This is a genomic window from Enterobacter cloacae complex sp. SYL003 (assembly GCF_049236925.1).
Lineage (GTDB): Bacteria > Pseudomonadota > Gammaproteobacteria > Enterobacterales > Enterobacteriaceae > Enterobacter > Enterobacter intestinihominis.
On record NZ_JBMKJK010000020.1, the window covers coordinates 1 to 17,345 of the forward strand.

Sequence of the window (17,345 nt, forward strand, 5' to 3'; positions counted from 1 at the left end):
AAAACCAGAGAAAGTAGGCCGGGTAAGGCGAAGCCGCCTCCCGGCTAAAAAAGCTTACGCCTGCGTCTCCATCCAGTCAGCCAGCGTATACAGTGTTGCGCCTTCTGCGGCCATATCCATAAACGCCTGGGCGCTGTCATGCGGCTGAATATTCACCCCGCGACAGCCATCGGTAATGACATTCACGGTATAGCCCAGCTGGAGCGCATCCAGCACGGTGAACTTCACGCAGTAATCCGTCGCCAGGCCCAGCACAATCAGCTCGGTGATCTCATGATGGCGTAACCATGCGTCCAGCGCCGTCTTCTGGCGGTGACCGTTTTCGAAGAATGCGCTGTAGCTGTCGATGGTTGGATTTTCACCTTTGTGGAACACCGCGTCGATGGCTTTCTGGTTCAGCAGCGGATGCAGCTCAGCGCCTTCCGTCTGCTGCACGCAGTGATCGGGCCAGAAGGTTTGCGCCAGTCCGTCCAGTTCGCCCTGGCTGTAAGGCTCAACGTTGTGCTGGCTGGCAAAGCTGCCGTGGTTTGCCGGATGCCAGTCCTGACTCGCCACCACCGCTTCATCACGAGCCTTACACCACTCAATCAGCGAATTCGCGACGTCTACGGTGCTGTCGCCTTCCGCGACGGCCAGCGCACCGCCCGCACAGAAATCATTTTGCAAATCGACCAGTAACAGGGCGCGTTGCTTCATGGGAACTCCTTATTCGTCCGGCGTCAGTTCACCGCGCAGGTTTTGCATCATGGCGCGGCGAATGGAATCAATATCCAGATCCTGACTCAGTAAATAGTGAAGTTTAGTCAGCGTTGCCTCAACGGTCATATCGAAACCACTGATCACGCCAGCGTGCGCCAGGGCGTTGCCGGTGGCGTAGCCGCCCATATTGACCTTTCCGGACATACACTGGGTGAGGTTGACCACCACAATCCCGCGCTCGCTCGCCTCCTGAAGCTCTTTCAGGAACTCACCGTTCTGCGGGGCGTTACCCACGCCATAGGAGCGCAGGATCAGCGCCTTCACCGGTTGGCGCAGGAAGTTGCGCACCACGTCGGCGGAAATACCCGGATAAATCGTCACCACGCCAATCGGCTGCGGGGTGATCGGGTGAACGATCAGCTCGCCTGCAGTATTTGGCGCGGGCGGCGTGCCCAGACGACGGATATGGATCCCCGCTTCCAGCAGCGGTTGCAGGTTAGGTGAGGCAAACGCGTCAAAGCCGTCAGCGTGCGCTTTAGTGGTACGGTTCCCGCGGTACAGTCGGTTGTTGAAGAACAGCGTTACCTCGTTGATCGGGTAATTAGCGGCCACGTACAGGGAGTTAAGCAGGTTGATCTGCCCGTCTGAACGCAGTTCCGCCAGCGGGATCTGCGAACCGGTCACGATGACGGGCTTGCCCAGGTTCTCCAGCATGAAGGAGAGCGCCGAGGCGGTGAACGCCATGGTGTCGGTGCCGTGCAGGATCACGAAGCCGTCGTACTGGTCGTAATGGGCTTTAATATCGTCCGCAATATGCTGCCAGTCTTCCGGCGTCATGTCGGAGGAGTCCATCAGCGGCTCATATTCGTGGATGGTAAAGTCCGGCATTTCCGGACGGTGGAATTCAGGCATCAGCGCCAGCTGGCGCTGCAAGTGGCCAGAAACCGGGATATAGCCATTTTCTGAGCGCTGCATACCGATGGTACCGCCGGTATAGGCGACATAAATTGATTTCTTCTGCATGGTAATGAGTTCTTGTTCTTCAAAAGAAAAAATCCCCTCTTCACGGGAAGAGGGGACGGTTTTTAACGCACGTTCGCACAGGTCAGGCAAAACGCGTAACGGCTTTGCGGATCGTTGAAAGTCGCGAGCTTATCGCTCTCCGCTTTCATGGCTTTAGCCGCCGTCGCCACCGGCGCCGGCAGATACGCCTGAAGCGCTTCCGGCAGCATGGCGCGGACGGAGCCGGACATGCTGTCCATGACCATATCGAAGAACGTCGGTTCGTCCTGATAATAGTCAACGTGCCACTGCTTGAGCTTCGCCAGTTCCGCCGCTTTCTTCACGGCATCGTCGAAGTCACCCAGGCTGTCTACCAGACCGTTGCTCTTCGCATCCTGGCCGGTCCAGACGTGGCCCTGCGCGATCTGGTCAATCTGGTCTGGCGTCTTTTTACGGGAATCCGCCACCAGCGTGATGAAGCGCTTATAGCCACTCTCAATGCTGAGCTGCATCATCTCGGACACCTCAGGCGGCAGAGATTTAGTCACGGACACATCCGCCAGCGGCGAGGTGGAAACGCCGTCGGTATGAACGCCGAGATAATCCAGGCTGTTCTCTACGGTGTTGATCACGCCGAAGATGCCAATCGAGCCGGTCAGCGTGCTTGGGTTAGCCACAATGTAGTTGGCTGGCGTCGAGATCCAGTACCCCCCTGAAGCCGCCATGCCCCCCATCGAGACCACGACCGGCTTGCCCGCGGCACGCGCGGCGGCCAGCTCAGCACGGATCACCTCGGAGGCGCTGACGCTGCCGCCAGGGCTGTTCACCCGCAGGACAATCGCCTTCACTTTCGGATCCAGACGCGCATCGCGGATCTGCGACGCGGTGGTGTCCCCGCCGACGTTCCCCGGCGTTTCTTCACCGTCCATAATGGCCCCGTTAGCAAACACCACGGCGATGCTGTCACCGCTGTCATCCGGCTTTTTCGCGGCGTAGTCATACATGCTGATGGCGCTGTAGTTCTTGTCCTCTTTACTCCAGCCGAACTGTTTGGTCAGCGCTTTTTCGATTTCAGCGCTGGAACCCAGCCGATCGACCAGTTTGTTATCAAGCGCGTATTTCGCTGTATCGCCGTCCACTTTGCGCAGGCCCTCCAGCACACCGCGCGCGCCCGGGAAGACCTGCTCAGCGGTCATTTGACGGTTAGCGGCAATGGTGCCGAGATAGTTCTGCCACAGCTCGCCAATCCAGCGGCTGTCCGCTTCACGGGCGGCAGGGGACATATCATCACGGATAAACGGCTCCACGGCAGATTTATAGGTCCCGACGCGGAAGACGTGGGTAGTGACCTTCAGCTTGTCGAGCAGCGATTTGTAGTACAGACCATTTGTGGCGAAGCCATGCAGATCGACCGTGCCCTGCGGAGAGAGCCAGATTTTGTTAGCAAAGCTCGCCAGATAATATTGCCCCTGGGTGTAGCTGTCGCCGACGGCAATGACCGGTTTACCGCTGTCGCGGAATTCCCGCAGCGCTTTCCCGATGTACTGCATCGAAGGCTGATCGGCTCCGGCAAAATCTTTCAGATCCAGCACGATACCGGTAATGTTGCGATCGTCTTTGGCCTGACGGATCGTGTCGACGATATCAAACAGGGAGTTTTCCTGCAGGCGGTCTGAAGTCGCGCCGAACAGCTGGCGGCCAATCACGCCCAGACGATTGCTGGTCGATGGCTTATCAACAATCACACCGGTGATATCGAGGAGCAGTGCGCCGCGCGTCGAATTCTGCGCCTGGCTGGCGCTGCTGAGATGCATCCAGATACCTGCGCATACCAGGACCAGGAAGATGAAGAAGATATTCATCACCAGGTTGCGGACGAAGTTGAGCAGTCGCCACGTCCATTTAAAGAAACCGGCAAAGATTCGCCAAAGGGTTCGCATGTATTCTCCCTAACCAGAAAAGGACTGTTTCCGTCGCCACGGGACGGTAATGTGCGGTTATCGTAATGACCCAACCGCCACTTGTCAGCAGGAATCGCCTGCCACGCTGTAACAAATTCTGCTGTCGTGTTAATTTTGTGAGTAAATTTCACGAAAGGAGTTAACCAATGGACGCACTTGAACTGCTTGTTAACCGTCGTAGCGCTTCCCGCCTGGCCGACCCGGCCCCCGTCGGCGAACAGCTGGAAAACATTCTGCGTGCCGGAATGCGTGCGCCGGACCATGGCACATTGCAGCCGTGGCACTTCTTTATTATTGAAGGCGAAGGGCGCGACCGCTTCAGCCAGCTGCTGGAGCAGGGGGCGGTTGCCGCAGGCCAGGATGAGAAGGGGATTGATAAAGCCCGCAACGCGCCGTTCCGTGCGCCGATGATCATCGCGGTAGTCGCTAAATGCCAGGCCGACCATAAAGTGCCGGTCTGGGAGCAGGAGATGTCTGCCGGTTGCGCGGTAATGGCAATGCAGATGGCCGCCGTCGCGCAGGGCTTTAACGGCATCTGGCGTACCGGGCCGCTGACCGGGAGCGCCGCCGTGCGGGAAGGCTTCTCCTGCGGTGAACACGATAAAATTGTCGGCTTCCTCTATCTCGGCACCCCGCAGCTTAAAGCCTCCAGCACCATTAGCGTGCCGGACACCACGCCTTTCGTCAGCCGTTTTTAATTACACGCGCTAAACTGTCTGGATTCTGAGCATCCGCCGCAGAATTCAGACAGTCATACTTACCTCTTTATGGAATGAGCGCTACCATAGCGCGATTGAGATGACAGGAGACGTCCATGAGCGAGCAAACCATTCGTTTAACGCAATACAGCCACGGAGCCGGTTGCGGTTGTAAAATTTCCCCGAAAGTGCTGGAGACCATCCTGCACAGTGAACAGGCGAAGTTTGTCGACCCGAACCTGCTTGTCGGTAACGAAACGCGTGACGATGCAGCGGTTTATGACTTAGGTAACGGCACCAGCATTATCAGCACCACTGACTTCTTTATGCCAATTGTCGACAACCCGTTCGACTTCGGACGCATTGCGGCCACCAACGCCATCAGCGATATCTTCGCGATGGGCGGTAAGCCGATTATGGCGATCGCCATTCTGGGCTGGCCGATTAACACCCTCCCGCCGGAGATTGCCCGCGATGTCATCGAAGGCGGACGCTTTGCCTGCCAGCAGGCGGGTATTGCCCTGGCCGGTGGTCACTCTATCGATGCGCCGGAGCCGATCTTCGGCCTGGCCGTCACCGGCGTGGTGCCAACCGAACGCGTGAAGCGCAACAGCACCGCGCAGGCGGGCTGCAAGCTGTTCCTCACCAAGCCGCTGGGCATTGGCGTACTGACAACCGCCGAGAAAAAGTCCCTGCTGAAGCCCGAGCATATTGGTCTGGCAACGGAAGTGATGTGCCAGATGAACCTTGCCGGTGCGGCATTCGCCAGTATCGACGGCGTGAAGGCCATGACCGACGTGACCGGCTTTGGTCTGCTGGGACACCTCTCTGAAGTCTGTCAGGGCGCGGGCGTGCAGGCGCAGGTCTGGTATCAGGATGTGCCGAAGCTGCCGGGCGTGGAAGAGTACATTGCTCAGGGCGCCGTTCCGGGCGGGACGCAGCGCAACTTCGCCAGCTACGGCCATTTAATGGGCGAAATGCCGGAAGCGTGGCGCAATCTGCTGTGCGATCCGCAAACCTCCGGCGGCCTGCTGCTGGCGGTGACGCCGGAAGCAGAAGCTGACGTTCAGGCAACGGCGGCCGAGTTTGGCATCACCCTGACGGCCATTGGCGAGCTGGTGACCGCCCGCGGTGGCCGCCCGATGATTGAGATCCGTTAATTCGATGCGGTTGTTTATTGCCGAAAAGCCGAGTCTGGCGCGAGCCATCGCCGACGTGCTGCCCAAGCCGCATCGCAAAGGTGATGGCTTTATCGAATGCGGTAACGGGCAGGTGGTCACCTGGTGTATCGGTCACCTGCTTGAACAGGCGCAGCCGGATGTCTACGACAGCCGCTACGCCCGCTGGAACCTCAACGATCTGCCGATCGTGCCGGAAAAGTGGCGTCTGCAACCGCGTCCTTCCGTCACCAAACAGCTCAACGTCATTAAGCGTTTCCTGCATGAGGCGACGGAAGTGGTCCACGCGGGTGACCCGGACAGGGAAGGGCAACTGCTTGTCGACGAAGTGCTCGACTACCTGGAGTTGGCACCGGAAAAGCGCCAGCAGGTGCAGCGCTGTTTAATTAACGACCTCAACCCGCAGGCGGTGGAGCGCGCGATTTCGCGCCTGCGCGCCAACAGCGAATTTATTCCCCTGTGTGTCTCCGCGCTGGCGCGTGCTCGCGCGGACTGGCTGTACGGGATCAACATGACCCGCGCCTACACCATCCTGGGACGCAATGCGGGCTATCAGGGCGTACTCTCTGTTGGGCGTGTTCAAACCCCGGTGCTGGGGCTGGTGGTGCGTCGCGACGAAGAGATCGAAAATTTCGTCGCCAAAGACTTCTTCGAAGTCAAAGCGCATATCGTCACGCCGAAAGACGAACGCTTTACCGCCGTCTGGCAGCCGAGCGATGCCTGTGAGTCATATCAGGACGAAGAGGGGCGGCTGCTACATCGTTCGCTGGCAGAGCACGTGGTTAACCGCATTACCGGCCAGCCCGCGATCGTTACCAGCTATAACGACAAACGGGAATCAGAGCCCGCACCGCTGCCGTTCTCCCTTTCGGCGTTGCAGATCGAGGCCGCGAAAAAGTTTGGCCTGAGCGCGCAGAACGTGCTCGATATCTGCCAGAAGCTCTATGAAACCCACAAGCTGATCACCTATCCGCGTTCGGACAGCCGCTATCTGCCGGAGGAACACTTCGCCGGACGCCACTCGGTGATGAATGCCATTGGTGTCCATGCGCCGGATCTGTTGCCGCAACCGGCGGTAAACCCGGATACCCATAACCGCTGCTGGGACGATAAAAAAGTCGATGCCCACCACGCGATAATCCCGACGGCGCGCACCAGCAACGTCAACCTGAACGACAACGAAGCAAAGGTCTATAACCTGATCGCGCGTCAGTATCTGATGCAGTTCTGCCCGGACGCGGTTTTCCGCAAGTGCGTTATTGAGCTGGAAATTGCCAAAGGCAAATTTATCGCCAAAGCGCGTTTCCTCGCGGAAGCGGGCTGGCGCACGCTGCTCGGCAACAAAGAGCGTGACGAAGAGAACGACGGCACGCCGCTGCCGGTCGTAGCCAAAGGCGATGAACTGTTGTGCGAAAAAGGCGAAGTGGTTGAACGTCAGACCCAGCCGCCGCGCCACTTCACCGATGCGACGCTGCTTTCGGCCATGACCGGGATCGCCCGTTTTGTGCAGGATAAAGATCTGAAGAAGATCCTCCGCGCCACCGACGGTCTGGGTACGGAAGCAACCCGCGCGGGGATTATCGAGTTGCTGTTTAAGCGTGGTTTTCTCGAGAAAAAAGGGCGCTATATCCATTCGACAGAGCCGGGCCGGGCACTGATTCACTCCTTGCCAGAGCTGGCCGCCAGACCGGACATGACCGCGCACTGGGAGTCGGTGCTGACGCAGATCAGCGAAAAGCAGTGCCGTTACCAGGACTTTATGCAGCCGCTGGTGGGGACGCTTTATCAGCTGATTGATCAGGCGCGCAGCACGCCAGTGAAGCGATTCCGGGGGATGGTTGCCCCGGGTGGCGGGGCGAAGAAACCGTTCAAAAAGAAAAAAAGCGCAGCCAAAAATACCACCGCTTAAACCGTAGGCCGGGTAAGGCGAAGCCGCCACCCGGCAAAAAGCAGCTCTGCGGCCTGAAAAAAGCCCGGTGGCGCTAACGCTTACCGGGCCTGCAAGGGCGAGAATGCAGCGAAACTAAATCACACCCTGCCCGATCATCGCATCGGCCACCTTCACGAACCCGGCGATGTTGGCGCCGCGCACGTAGTTGGTCTGTGAAGCCTCACCGCCGTACTCCACGCAGGCATGGTGAATATCAAGCATAATGTGGTGCAGACGGGCATCCACTTTCTCCGCCTTCCAGCCCATTCTCGCGGCGTTTTGTGCCATTTCCAGACCGGATGTTGCCACCCCGCCCGCGTTCGCCGCCTTGCCTGGCGCAAAGAGTACGCCCGCGTCCAGGAACAAATCGGTCGCTTCAATGGTGGTGGGCATATTTGCCCCTTCCGCTACCGCCTTCACGCCATTGCTAATCAGCGTCCGGGCGGCATCCACGTCCAGCTCGTTTTGCGTCGCGCACGGCAGGGCGATATCCACCGGCACACCCCACGGCTGTTTACCTTCCAGATAGGTCAGGCCAAACTCTCGGGCATAATCCGCCACGCGGCCGTCACGGCTGGCTTTGATTTCGCACAGACGCGCCAGTTTTTCTGCTGTGAAGCCAGCTTCATCCACCACGGTGCCGCTGGAGTCGGAGGCGGTCACTACGCGCGCGCCAAACGCCATCGCTTTCTCGATAGCGTACTGCGCCACGTTGCCGGAGCCGGAGACCGCCACGCGCATCCCCTCGAAGCTCAGCCCGTGACGCTTAAGCATCGCTTCAGTGAAATAGACCAGACCGTAACCCGTCGCTTCCGGACGAATCAGGCTGCCGCCAAACGACAGACCTTTGCCGGTAAAGACGCAGGCGCTGTTGTTGGAGAGCTTTTTCATCATCCCGGCCATAAAGCCCACTTCACGACCACCCACGCCGATATCCCCGGCAGGAACGTCGGTGTCCGGCCCAAGGTGGCGATAGAGCTCAGTGACCAGCGCCTGGCAGAAGCGCATCACTTCGCCTTCGCTCTTGCCTTTCGGATCGAAATCACTCCCGCCTTTACCGCCGCCCATCGGCAGGGTAGTGAGCGCATTTTTAAAGGTCTGCTCGAAGCCGAGGAATTTCAGAATCGACAGGTTCACCGAGGGATGGAAGCGCATCCCGCCCTTAAACGGCCCAATGGCGGAGTTAAACTGCACGCGCCACGCGCGGTTGACCTGTACCTGATTGCGATCGTCCACCCACGCCACGCGGAACTGGATGACGCGCTCCGGCTCCACCAGACGTTCAAGCAGCGCCATCTGGCGGTAGCGCGGATTTTCCTCAAGGAAGGGCCACAGGGTGGTCATGACTTCACGAACGGCCTGGGCAAACTCGCTTTGGTGCGGGTCGCGCTGCTGTACATGGGCAAGAAAGCTTTCCAGAGAGCGTGTCTGATCCATAGATATAAGAACCTCTTATAATAATTTATGCGTGTGGCGGAGATGTTTTGTGTCGTTTTTTTGACTATACCACCCGCACCGCTTTGAGAGGCAAGCAGAAATTTAGGCCGAAAGGGAAATTAATGACAAGGCGCGCGTCATAACCAAAAGCGATGACGAGATAAATTAAAGATCCCGTCAGGATCTACCGTTATAGATATAAACGATGCAAAGGAAATTAAGTATATGAACCGTTTCGCAATGGCCGCGTTATGTTTGATGGTGTCCGCCGGGGCACAGGCTGATCGCATTCGCCCGGATGTCGAAGTTAACGTGCCGCCAGAGGTTTTTAGCGCTGGCGGCCAGCGTGCGCAGCCGTGTAATCAGTGCTGTATCTATCAGGATCAAAACTATTCCGAAGGCGCAGTGGTCAGGGCGGATGGCGTGCTGTTGCAGTGCCAGCGTGATGAGCGCACCCTCAGTACAAACCCGCTGGTCTGGCGTCGCGTAAAAGAATAAACGCTTCCAGGAGCGGTATATCCGCCGGGGCTAAATCATACGTGAACGCGTCTTCTGGCGTGCACCACACCAGCGCCGAGTGGTAGTGCGCCTTCAGCTCGCCGCTAAATTCCGGCACGTGCCAGGCGTGGAGGTGGATCAGCCGCTGCGACACTTCCCGCTGGTGGCTTGCCACATACCGCGCGGGCACGGCTTCAATGCCGAGCTCTTCGCGTAGTTCGCGGATCAGCGCTTCCTGCTGGGTCTCACCGGCTTCAACCTTCCCGCCCGCAAATTCCCACATTCCTGGCTGATCGGCATGTTCGGGACGCTGCGCCAGCAAGATCTTGCCCTCTTTTTCGAGGATGGCCGCAACAACATCGAGTGTTTTCAGCATGTTCGTCAATAATTAATAGCGAAAAACGACATATTATCGTGCCCTGCCAAAGAGTCCAGTCATCAGGAGAATCAGGTGAAAGAGACAGCCGCCTGGGTTGCGCCCATGGAAACCCTTCCCGTCAGCCTCAAGCCCATTGCTGCCATGCAGAAAAAACACTTCGGCGCGGTGCTGAACCCCACGCGCTGGTGGGGGCGTATGCCGCGTCTTTTCTGGCTGGTAGCGCTATTTGTCGGCTATCTGGAGCGGCGCAAGGCGCGTTTGACGCCGGTTCTGCGTTCGTTACTAATGACGCGGGTCTCGCAGATCTGCCACTGCGCATTTTGTATTGATGCCAACAGCCTGCGTCTGGCCGAGCGGAGCGGGGCGCTGGATAAAGTGCAGGCCGTCAACGACTGGCAAAATTCCACCCTGTTCAGCGAAGAGGAGCGCGCGGCGCTGGCCTATGCGGAAGCGGTCACCGCCACGCCGCCTCAGGTGGATGAAAATATCAAAAACCAGCTGAAGCGCCACTTTAGCGAAGAGACTATCACCGAAATGACGGCTCTGATTGCCTTTCAGAACCTTTCCGCCCGCTTTAACTCCGCGCTGGATATCCCGGCTCAGGGCCTGTGTGCCACGTTTAAAGGTGAACCGCATGCTGGATAAACATCTGCATCCACGGCTGAAGCCCGGGTTAAATCAGCTGGCCGCCGCGCTGGATAAACCGTTTATTACGCCTGATGGGTTAACGCTCGCCGGGTTTGCGATTGGCGTACTGGCGTTACCGTTTCTGGCGCTGGGCTGGTATCTGCCAGCGCTGGTCGCCATTGTGCTGAACCGGCTGCTGGATGGTCTGGACGGTGCGCTGGCGCGTCGCCGTGGCCTGACGGACGCGGGAGGATTTCTTGATATCGCCCTCGACTTCCTGTTTTACGCGCTGGTACCGTTTGGCTTCGCGCTGGCCGCTCCGGCTGACAATGCGATCGCCGCCGCCTGGCTGCTGTTCGCGTTTATGGGGACGGGCAGCAGTTTCCTGGCCTTTGCCGCGCTGGCGGGGAAGCATAATATCGACAACCCCGGCTACGCGCACAAGTCGCTTTATTACATTGGAGGATTAACGGAAGGAACGGAGACCATCGCGCTGTTTGTGCTGTGCTGCCTGTTTCCGGCACACTTCACGCTGTTTGCCTGGGCGTTTGGCGCGTTGTGCTGGCTGACCACCACAACGCGCATCTGGAGCGGTTACGTGACGCTGAAGTCACTCCCCCGCTAGCGTGTACTCTCCGGGCCGCGCGCGCCGGTGGAGACCGGGTTCTGCGGATGGCTGCTCCATTCGTACCAGCCGCCGTCGTAGACGGCAACGTTTTGCCAGCCCATGGCGAGGGCATATATGAAGGCTTCAGACGCGCGCCAGCCGGTACCACAGTAGAACGCAACGTGCTGCTCCGGCAGGATATTCCACGTCTTCCACATGGCGGCGATGTCATCGGCGCTGCGCATGGTGCCATCCGGATTGTGGAAATCTTCCATGTGGGTCGCGTCGCTACCCGCATGGCCCCAGCGCGCACCGGCAATGTCACCTTTTGGCTTGATATAACTGTAGCCGCTGGTTTCACCGATAAACTCTGGCCAGGAACGAATGCTCACCAGTGAGGCGTCCTGACGGTGCAGCATTCCCCGGGCCTGTTCCATATCCACCATCAGCCGGGGCTGGCCCGGGATCGGCGCGCCAAAATCAGGGGCTGGCTTCACGTTCTCAGGCGTTCCGCGCTCAACGGGCAGGCTGGCGTCTGACCATGCCTTCCAGCCGCCGTCCAGAATTCGCACATCCTTCACGCCCGCGTAGAGCATGATCTGCGCCACGCGCGCGGCGGCATATACGTCGCGACCGTACAGAATGACGGTGGTATCGTGACGGATCCCGTGCTTCGCCAGCATCGCTTTCAACTTTTCGTCAGCGACCTTATTCCACAGCGGTTCGCTTTCCACTTCATTGGTGTCGATGTAGTCCGCGCCGGGAATGTGGCTGAGGAGATAAAGCTTCGGCGCACCCCAGCCAGCCTCGATCACCTTCCACTCTCCGGCTGGTGCGGCGGTAACGGGTTTGCCCTGCTGCAACAGGTGGATCCACTGCGGATAAACCAGCTGTTCAAAATGTGCCAGACGTTGCAAACGGTCGGATTGTTGCAGGGCATCGCTCAGGATGGAAACGTGGGTAAAACCCGCTTTTTCCAGCCGCGTTTTGACGGTCTTGTTGTCATCATCGTTGCCATAGAGCGCAACCGGCATGTCGGGCGTAATCCGATGCTGCTTTGCCCAGCCGCTGAGCTGTTCATCGCTCATTGCCCCAAGCCAGCCTGCAGAGAGATTAAGCGCGGCGGGTTCATGCCCGGACGTTCCGCGCAGCGTCTGCGGCCAGCCGTTATAGAACGCACTGATGCGCGTATCAATTACCGCGCCGTTTTGCGCCTGGAGCCGGTCCAGCGTGAGGGAGTGGGGCATATCAGCCGCCATGGAGGAGAGTGAGGCGAGGCCGCAGATCAGAGCCAGCGCGGTCAGTTGAGAAACACGTTTCATCGAAAAACCTGACGTCATTAAAAGAGGGGGGCATTGTCGTCTCTCCTGAAGCCAAAAACATTGCGTTAGCACATTATTGCCAGCGAGAAATCTCAATCACCTCTCCGCCGGGCGGGATATCTTCCTCATCATGCGTGACCAGCACCACCGGGATCTTGCGCTGGCGAGTGGTTTCGAATACCCACGCCCGGAATGAGGCGCGCAGCGTTTTATCCAGTCGGCTGAACGGTTCGTCGAGCAGCAATGCCTGCGGCTGGGCGAGAAGGGCGCGCAGTAGGCTGACCCGGGCGCGCTCGCCGCCGGAAAGGGTCGCCGGATCGCTGGCGTAGAGGTTTGCCAGCCCGGCAGATTCAAGAGCCTGTTCTACCGCGTCGCGCCGCGCGCGTCCGGCGATGTGCGCCGGCAACGCCAGCATCAGGTTTTGCCCCACGCTGAAGGTGTCAAACAGCAGGGCATCCTGAAACAGAATGCCGATCCCGCGCGTTTCCACGGGGAGCAGATCGCAGCGACGATCGTTCAGACACAGCTCGCCGTGCGCCTTAAAATCAGTGGATAGCGCCCCCACCATCCAGGCGAAAAGGGTCGATTTCCCGCTCCCGGAGGGTCCCATCAGCGTGAGAATCTCCCCTGCCGGGACGCGGAAGTTGACCTCACGTAAGAGTGGCGCAATGGTGAGATTTTTCACGTTCAGCATTAACGTAATCCTTGTCTGTGACGGCCCACGAACCGGGCGAGCAGCGCGGCAAGGGCATATACGCTGCTGGTTAACAGCAACAGACCCAGCGCCCGGCTGGCGAGGATCGGAACGCTGCCGCCGCTGCTGAGGGCGACCGCCTCCGTCGTCAGGGTAGTAAAACGACCCGCTCCCAGCCAGAGGGTGGGCATGTACTGGGCCATGCTCACGGAAAAGCCGGTCGCAAAGGCCAGCAGGGCCGGACGAACCATCAGGGGACATTTCACTAACCAGAAAATTTTCGCCTGTCGCCAGCCCAGCGTTCTGGCGGTGAGGATAAGCCGGGGATCGAGCCTGCGCCAGGCCGGTTGCAGCACCAGGAGCATCCACGGGAGAACCCAGAGCATATGGCTCCAGAGCACCGCAGCGTACTGGCCGTCGATGCCCAGCCACAGCGCCACGGCATACTGCCCGGACACGAGGGGCAGCGCCGGGAGGGCAAGCGGCAGCCAGATCCACACCGCGCCGCGCTGGGGTCCCCACTCAAGCCAGATCATGAGGATGGCCAGCGCTGTCAGGCTGGACAGCAGTCCCAGTGAAAGGCTGTCGCTGACGGGGCCGATGTCGCCCCGGCGTGCCAGCATCAGCAGAACCAGCGCACAGAGCACGCCGCACAACGGCAGTAACCCGCCCAGCGTCCGTGCGGGCATCGCGGTATGCGAAGCGCGACGTACCCCGGAGGGGTCAGGCTGGGCGCGCCGCCATGCCGTCCAGAGGCCGTATCCCACCGCGGCAAGTGCGGCCAGCAGCAGGAGCAACACCAGACACAGCAACGTTCCTTTTGACTGCTGCTGCGCATCGCCCTGGGTGAGCCACTGCCAGGCCAGCACCGCCAGCGTAGGTGGGTTGCCCGGCCCGAGCACGATCGCCACATCCACCACGGAAAGCGACCAGGCGAGCACCGCCAGCATCACGGCGCCCAGCGCGGGGGCGATAGCCGGGAGGACGAGCCAGTTGAGCGCCTGCATTCGTCCGTAGCCGAAGGTATGCAGGACAATTTTCTGCTGTGCGAGGCGCTTTTCAGGCAGCGCGGCGTAGATTGCCCACAGAACGAACGCGCTCTCTTTGACCGCAAGCGTCAGGCCAAGCCCGATACCGTAGCGGTCAAGCTGCGGCGAACAGACTGTACAGATCCGGTAAAACTGACCGCCTTCCGCAAACAGCAGCAGCGCGCTGGTGGCGAAGGCGACGTGCGGCACGGCTAACAGCCACGGCAGACGGGTGCTCAGGCGCTGCCAGCCATCACCCGGCCAGAGAAGCGCAAGCAGGCTCAGGGCGATAAACAGTGAACCCAGCGTCGCGATGAGGGTTGATACCAGCGTAGCGGCCAGCGCCTGCGGCAGCTGCGGGTCGGCAAACAGCGCCGCCCAGTTACTGAGAGAAAACGCCGGGGCCAGCAGCATGCCGCTGGCGGGAAGCAGTGGCAGATAGATGACCGCCATTGCCGCCCAGACCAGCCCGCTTAGCGGGTTCCGTAGCGGCGAAGCCATTCCTGCTCCAGGGCGTTAACCCAGGCGGCGTGCGGTTCGGGAAGCACATCAGGCGTGCCTGAAGGGGTAAAGGCATGAAGCTGTTTTGCCGCTTTCGCAGGTAGTTTGGCACCATCCAGCACGCTCGGGTCACCCCAGACGGCAGGATCGGCTTTGCGGATCTGCGCCTGCGGTGACAACAGGAAATTTGCCACCACTTTCGCCCCTGCGCTCGCACTGGCATTTGCCGGGATAGCGACAAAATGGACGTTGCCGATCATGCCTTTGAGAAAGCCGAAACTGTAGCTGTCGGCAGGCAGTTCACCGCTCGCCACCTTTTGCATCGCATGGGCGGGGTTAAAGGTGAGCGACAGGTTCAGGCTGCCGCTGGCAAGCAGCGTATCCATGCGCGCAGGCGACGGAGGAAAATCGTTCCCTTCGCGCCACAGCAGGGGATGCAGCGTATCAAGATAGTCCCACAGCGGCGCGGTGATCTCTGCAAAGGTGCCGTCCGGCGCGTTTTTTAACGCCTCCGGATGTGCGGTCAATGCCAGCAGAAGCTGTTCAAGAAACGCCGTGCCGGTAAAATCCGGCGGTCGCGGATAGCTCACCTTGCCAGGGTGCTGCTGAGCGTAAGCCAGCAGCGCGTGGGGATCTGCCGGAGGCGTCGGCATACTCGCTTTACGGGCGATGAAGGTTAACTGCGCGCCGCCCCATGGGGATTCCGCCCCATCGGTCGGGATGGCAAAATCTTCCGTGACCGGTTTACGGGTATCGACGTAACGCCAGTTGGGCAGGGTTTGCGCCCAGCCGGTGAGCAGCAGGTTTGCCTCCTTCAGCGTGCGGAAGTTTTCCCCGTTTACCCAGAGTAGATCCACCGACCCGTTACTGCTACGTCCTGCGGCCTGTTCCGTCTGGATCCGCTTCACCGCATCGGCGGCATCGGCCAGATGAACGATCTTCAGGTTAATGGCATAGTGCGTTTTCATCTCGCCGCTCACCCAGTCGAGGTAGCGGTTAACGGCCTCGTCACCGCCCCAGGCGTTAAACCAGACGGTCTGCCCGGTGGCCTGTTGCTGAATGGATTGCCAGCTTTCTGCGGCGAAGGCAGAGGTTGCCAGCAGCAGACTCGTCAGAAACGCGCAAAAACGCACCCGGCGCATAATGCCTCACTTTTTAATCGAAGGGATGTAACGGGAAAACAGCCAGCGAGTGACCAGCGGTAATAACCCTAATAGTGTAAAGGCGAACAGCAGTCCCGGCGACACAATATCGCGCAGCGTGGTGAGTTTTCCCAGCTCGCGTCCGGCGTTCAGATAAATGACGGTGGCAGGTAGCATCGCAAGCTGGCTGACCCACCAGTAGTGACGCACCTGGATACGGGTTAGCCCCATCAGCAAATTGACCAGAAAGAACGGAAACAACGGCATCAGGCGCAGGGCAAAAAGGTAGCGCGCGCCATCGCGAACCATCCCCACATCGATCGTGTTCATCTGTGCGGCAAAGCGCCGTTGCACCCAGTCACGCAGCAGATAACGGCTGACGAGCATGGCAAGCGTGGCGCCGAGCGTCGAGGCCAATGACACCAACAGCATCGCCTCCCACAGGCTGAAAATCGCCCCGCCGAGCAGCGTCAGAAGCGCAGCCCCGGGTATCGACAGCGCAGAGACCAGAACGTAAACCGCAAAATAGATCAGTGCGCTCTGAAGGGGCGCCTGCTCCACACGATCGAGCAATGTATGCTGGTGTATTTTTAACGTGTCGAGGGAGAGCATGCCCGGAGGAAGCAAAACAACGATCAAAACAAATGCGCCCAGAAGGGCGCACAGGAGACTGATTTTTTTAATATTCACTGAGGATTACAGCTTGAACGTTGCCCATACCGGCGCATGGTCGGACGGTTTTTCCATGCTGCGAATATCATAGTCGATACCGGTTTCGATGCAGCGTTCGGCCAGGGGGGCGCTCGCCAGCAGCAGATCAATACGCAGGCCCCGGTTGTCATCGAAGCCTTTAGAGCGGTAGTCAAACCACGAGAAGCGATCCTGCGTCTCCGGGTTAGCGGTGCGGAAGGTATCCACCAGCCCCCAGTCAAGCAAGCGCTGCATCCACTCGCGCTCTTCCGGCAGGAAGGAACATTTCCCGGTGCGCAGCCAGCGCTTGCGGCTGTCTTCGCCAATGCCAATGTCCAGATCAGTCGGGCTGATATTCACATCCCCCATGATCAGCACCGGATTATCTTTGTTGAGTTCGGTCGTAAGGTAGATTTGCAGATCCTGATAAAATTTGGCTTTGGCCGGGAATTTGGTCGGGTGGTCGCGGCTTTCACCCTGCGGGAAGTAACCATTAATCACAGTGATGTTACCCAGCGGGGAAGGCAGCTCAGCCATGATGAGACGACGCTGTGCTTCTTCACCGTCACCCGGGAAGCCACGACGCACCGACACCGGCGTATCTTTGGTCAGCAGCGCAACGCCGTAGTGGCCTTTCTGACCGTGGTAAAAAACGTTATAGCCCAGCTTCGCTACCTCTTCGAGCGGGAACATATCGTCGTGAACTTTTGTCTCCTGCAAGCCGATCACATCTGGCTGATGTTGCTCAACAATCGCTTCGAGCTGGTGAGGGCGGGCACGCAGGCCGTTGATATTAAAAGAGACAAATTTCATAGTCGCTGCCAATGCAAGGTGAATAGTGCAAGGATGGTAGCAGAATTTACGTCGTCTGTTATCCGCTTCGCCCAATTACTGCGACAGATAATGCCGACGGTGCAATATTTGCACCATTTCGACGCGTTTTGCCCTCGAA

General features: G+C 59.1%; 17 protein-coding genes. 6 read left to right on the top strand and 11 right to left on the bottom strand.

What is annotated here, in order from left to right:
- Nucleotides 1–54 precede the first annotated feature (54 nt).
- From pncA to sppA, 3 genes are all read right to left on the bottom strand, one after another.
- Entirely contained in the window at nt 55–696 is a 642-nt protein-coding gene (gene pncA / locus ACOT1A_RS20360; RefSeq protein WP_276170312.1) for a bifunctional nicotinamidase/pyrazinamidase, read from the bottom strand.
- 9 nt (nt 697–705) lie between these two features.
- Nucleotides 706–1,722, bottom strand: coding sequence for an asparaginase (ansA, locus tag ACOT1A_RS20365; protein ID WP_045307961.1), 1,017 nt, complete (start codon nt 1,720–1,722; stop codon nt 706–708).
- Between the two features lie 62 nt (nt 1,723–1,784).
- Nucleotides 1,785–3,641, bottom strand: a complete 1,857-nt coding sequence (sppA, locus tag ACOT1A_RS20370) for a signal peptide peptidase SppA (protein ID WP_023299888.1) — start codon at nt 3,639–3,641, stop codon at nt 1,785–1,787.
- Between the two features lie 167 nt (nt 3,642–3,808).
- Between sppA and ACOT1A_RS20375 the strand changes: the two genes are divergently transcribed.
- The 3 genes from ACOT1A_RS20375 to ACOT1A_RS20385 all read left to right on the top strand — a co-directional run bounded on the left by ACOT1A_RS20375 (nt 3,809) and on the right by ACOT1A_RS20385 (nt 7,447).
- Nucleotides 3,809–4,360, top strand: coding sequence for an NAD(P)H nitroreductase (locus tag ACOT1A_RS20375; protein ID WP_022647795.1), 552 nt, complete (start codon nt 3,809–3,811; stop codon nt 4,358–4,360).
- A gap of 116 nt (nt 4,361–4,476) precedes the next feature.
- Nucleotides 4,477–5,520 (top strand): selenide, water dikinase SelD, encoded by a 1,044-nt coding sequence (selD, locus tag ACOT1A_RS20380; protein ID WP_022647796.1) that lies wholly within the window; start codon nt 4,477–4,479, stop codon nt 5,518–5,520.
- A gap of 4 nt (nt 5,521–5,524) precedes the next feature.
- Nucleotides 5,525–7,447 carry a DNA topoisomerase III gene (locus ACOT1A_RS20385; protein ID WP_276170313.1) on the top strand — a complete coding sequence of 641 codons (1,923 nt, stop codon included), beginning with the start codon at nt 5,525–5,527 and terminating at the stop codon, nt 7,445–7,447.
- A 114-nt stretch (nt 7,448–7,561) separates the two neighbouring features.
- On the opposite strand, the gene gdhA is transcribed toward ACOT1A_RS20385, so the two are convergent.
- Complete coding sequence (gene gdhA, locus ACOT1A_RS20390) at nt 7,562–8,905, bottom strand: NADP-specific glutamate dehydrogenase (RefSeq protein ID WP_015570765.1); 1,344 nt, start codon at nt 8,903–8,905, stop codon at nt 7,562–7,564.
- Between the two features lie 225 nt (nt 8,906–9,130).
- Between gdhA and ACOT1A_RS20395 the strand changes: the two genes are divergently transcribed.
- Nucleotides 9,131–9,403, top strand: a complete 273-nt coding sequence (locus ACOT1A_RS20395) for a YnjH family protein (protein WP_022647799.1) — start codon at nt 9,131–9,133, stop codon at nt 9,401–9,403.
- Here the strand turns inward: ACOT1A_RS20395 and ACOT1A_RS20400 are convergent.
- Complete coding sequence (locus ACOT1A_RS20400; RefSeq protein ID WP_022647800.1) at nt 9,363–9,779, bottom strand: pyrimidine (deoxy)nucleoside triphosphate diphosphatase; 417 nt, start codon at nt 9,777–9,779, stop codon at nt 9,363–9,365. The genes ACOT1A_RS20395 and ACOT1A_RS20400 overlap by 41 nt on opposite strands.
- A gap of 75 nt (nt 9,780–9,854) precedes the next feature.
- Here ACOT1A_RS20400 and ACOT1A_RS20405 point away from each other — a divergent pair, with 75 nt between their 5' ends.
- Together ACOT1A_RS20405 and ACOT1A_RS20410 are read left to right on the top strand one after the other, a co-directional pair.
- Nucleotides 9,855–10,427, top strand: coding sequence for a carboxymuconolactone decarboxylase family protein (locus ACOT1A_RS20405; protein WP_276170314.1), 573 nt, complete (start codon nt 9,855–9,857; stop codon nt 10,425–10,427).
- Complete coding sequence (locus ACOT1A_RS20410; RefSeq protein WP_023299894.1) at nt 10,417–11,034, top strand: CDP-alcohol phosphatidyltransferase family protein; 618 nt, start codon at nt 10,417–10,419, stop codon at nt 11,032–11,034. Before ACOT1A_RS20405 ends, ACOT1A_RS20410 begins: the two co-directional genes overlap by 11 nt.
- Here ACOT1A_RS20410 and ACOT1A_RS20415 read toward each other — a convergent pair.
- The 6 genes from ACOT1A_RS20415 to xthA form a co-directional block, all read right to left on the bottom strand.
- The gene (locus ACOT1A_RS20415) at nt 11,031–12,338 is read right to left on the bottom strand and encodes a sulfurtransferase (RefSeq protein ID WP_276170315.1); all 1,308 of its coding nucleotides are present in this window, start codon (nt 12,336–12,338) and stop codon (nt 11,031–11,033) included. The two genes, ACOT1A_RS20410 and ACOT1A_RS20415, sit on opposite strands and share 4 nt — an antisense overlap.
- 73 nt (nt 12,339–12,411) lie before the next feature.
- On the bottom strand, nt 12,412–13,032 hold the full coding sequence (locus tag ACOT1A_RS20420; protein ID WP_276170316.1) for an ATP-binding cassette domain-containing protein: 621 nt from the start codon (nt 13,030–13,032) through the stop codon (nt 12,412–12,414).
- Complete coding sequence (locus tag ACOT1A_RS20425) at nt 13,032–14,561, bottom strand: thiamine ABC transporter permease (RefSeq protein ID WP_276170318.1); 1,530 nt, start codon at nt 14,559–14,561, stop codon at nt 13,032–13,034. The genes ACOT1A_RS20420 and ACOT1A_RS20425 overlap by 1 nt, the downstream gene beginning before the upstream one ends.
- Nucleotides 14,534–15,703: an ABC transporter substrate-binding protein gene (locus ACOT1A_RS20430; protein WP_074133725.1), complete on the bottom strand. Its 1,170-nt coding sequence runs from the start codon at nt 15,701–15,703 to the stop codon at nt 14,534–14,536. Before ACOT1A_RS20430 ends, ACOT1A_RS20425 begins: the two co-directional genes overlap by 28 nt.
- Nucleotides 15,704–15,709: 6 nt before the next feature.
- On the bottom strand, nt 15,710–16,393 hold the full coding sequence (locus ACOT1A_RS20435; RefSeq protein ID WP_232934803.1) for a TVP38/TMEM64 family protein: 684 nt from the start codon (nt 16,391–16,393) through the stop codon (nt 15,710–15,712).
- 6 nt (nt 16,394–16,399) lie between these two features.
- Complete coding sequence (gene xthA / locus ACOT1A_RS20440) at nt 16,400–17,206, bottom strand: exodeoxyribonuclease III (RefSeq protein ID WP_069596458.1); 807 nt, start codon at nt 17,204–17,206, stop codon at nt 16,400–16,402.
- Nucleotides 17,207–17,345: the final 139 nt, after the last annotated feature.

Bases quoted from the DNA above. Each gene is read 5' to 3' on its own strand.
- ACOT1A_RS20415 (WP_276170315.1), bottom strand. From the start codon at position 12,338: ATGAAACGTGTTTCTCAACTGACCGCGCTGGCTCTGATCTGCGGCCTC.
- xthA (WP_069596458.1), bottom strand. From the start codon at position 17,206: ATGAAATTTGTCTCTTTTAATATCAACGGCCTGCGTGCCCGCCCTCAC.
- ACOT1A_RS20425 (WP_276170318.1), bottom strand. From the start codon at position 14,561: ATGGCTTCGCCGCTACGGAACCCGCTAAGCGGGCTGGTCTGGGCGGCA.
- ACOT1A_RS20420 (WP_276170316.1), bottom strand. From the start codon at position 13,032: ATGCTGAACGTGAAAAATCTCACCATTGCGCCACTCTTACGTGAGGTC.
- ansA (WP_045307961.1), bottom strand. From the start codon at position 1,722: ATGCAGAAGAAATCAATTTATGTCGCCTATACCGGCGGTACCATCGGT.
- ACOT1A_RS20375 (WP_022647795.1), top strand. From the start codon at position 3,809: ATGGACGCACTTGAACTGCTTGTTAACCGTCGTAGCGCTTCCCGCCTG.
- ACOT1A_RS20395 (WP_022647799.1), top strand. From the start codon at position 9,131: ATGAACCGTTTCGCAATGGCCGCGTTATGTTTGATGGTGTCCGCCGGG.
- gdhA (WP_015570765.1), bottom strand. From the start codon at position 8,905: ATGGATCAGACACGCTCTCTGGAAAGCTTTCTTGCCCATGTACAGCAG.
- pncA (WP_276170312.1), bottom strand. From the start codon at position 696: ATGAAGCAACGCGCCCTGTTACTGGTCGATTTGCAAAATGATTTCTGT.
- sppA (WP_023299888.1), bottom strand. From the start codon at position 3,641: ATGCGAACCCTTTGGCGAATCTTTGCCGGTTTCTTTAAATGGACGTGG.
- ACOT1A_RS20430 (WP_074133725.1), bottom strand. From the start codon at position 15,703: ATGCGCCGGGTGCGTTTTTGCGCGTTTCTGACGAGTCTGCTGCTGGCA.
- ACOT1A_RS20410 (WP_023299894.1), top strand. From the start codon at position 10,417: ATGCTGGATAAACATCTGCATCCACGGCTGAAGCCCGGGTTAAATCAG.
- selD (WP_022647796.1), top strand. From the start codon at position 4,477: ATGAGCGAGCAAACCATTCGTTTAACGCAATACAGCCACGGAGCCGGT.
- ACOT1A_RS20385 (WP_276170313.1), top strand. From the start codon at position 5,525: ATGCGGTTGTTTATTGCCGAAAAGCCGAGTCTGGCGCGAGCCATCGCC.
- ACOT1A_RS20400 (WP_022647800.1), bottom strand. From the start codon at position 9,779: ATGCTGAAAACACTCGATGTTGTTGCGGCCATCCTCGAAAAAGAGGGC.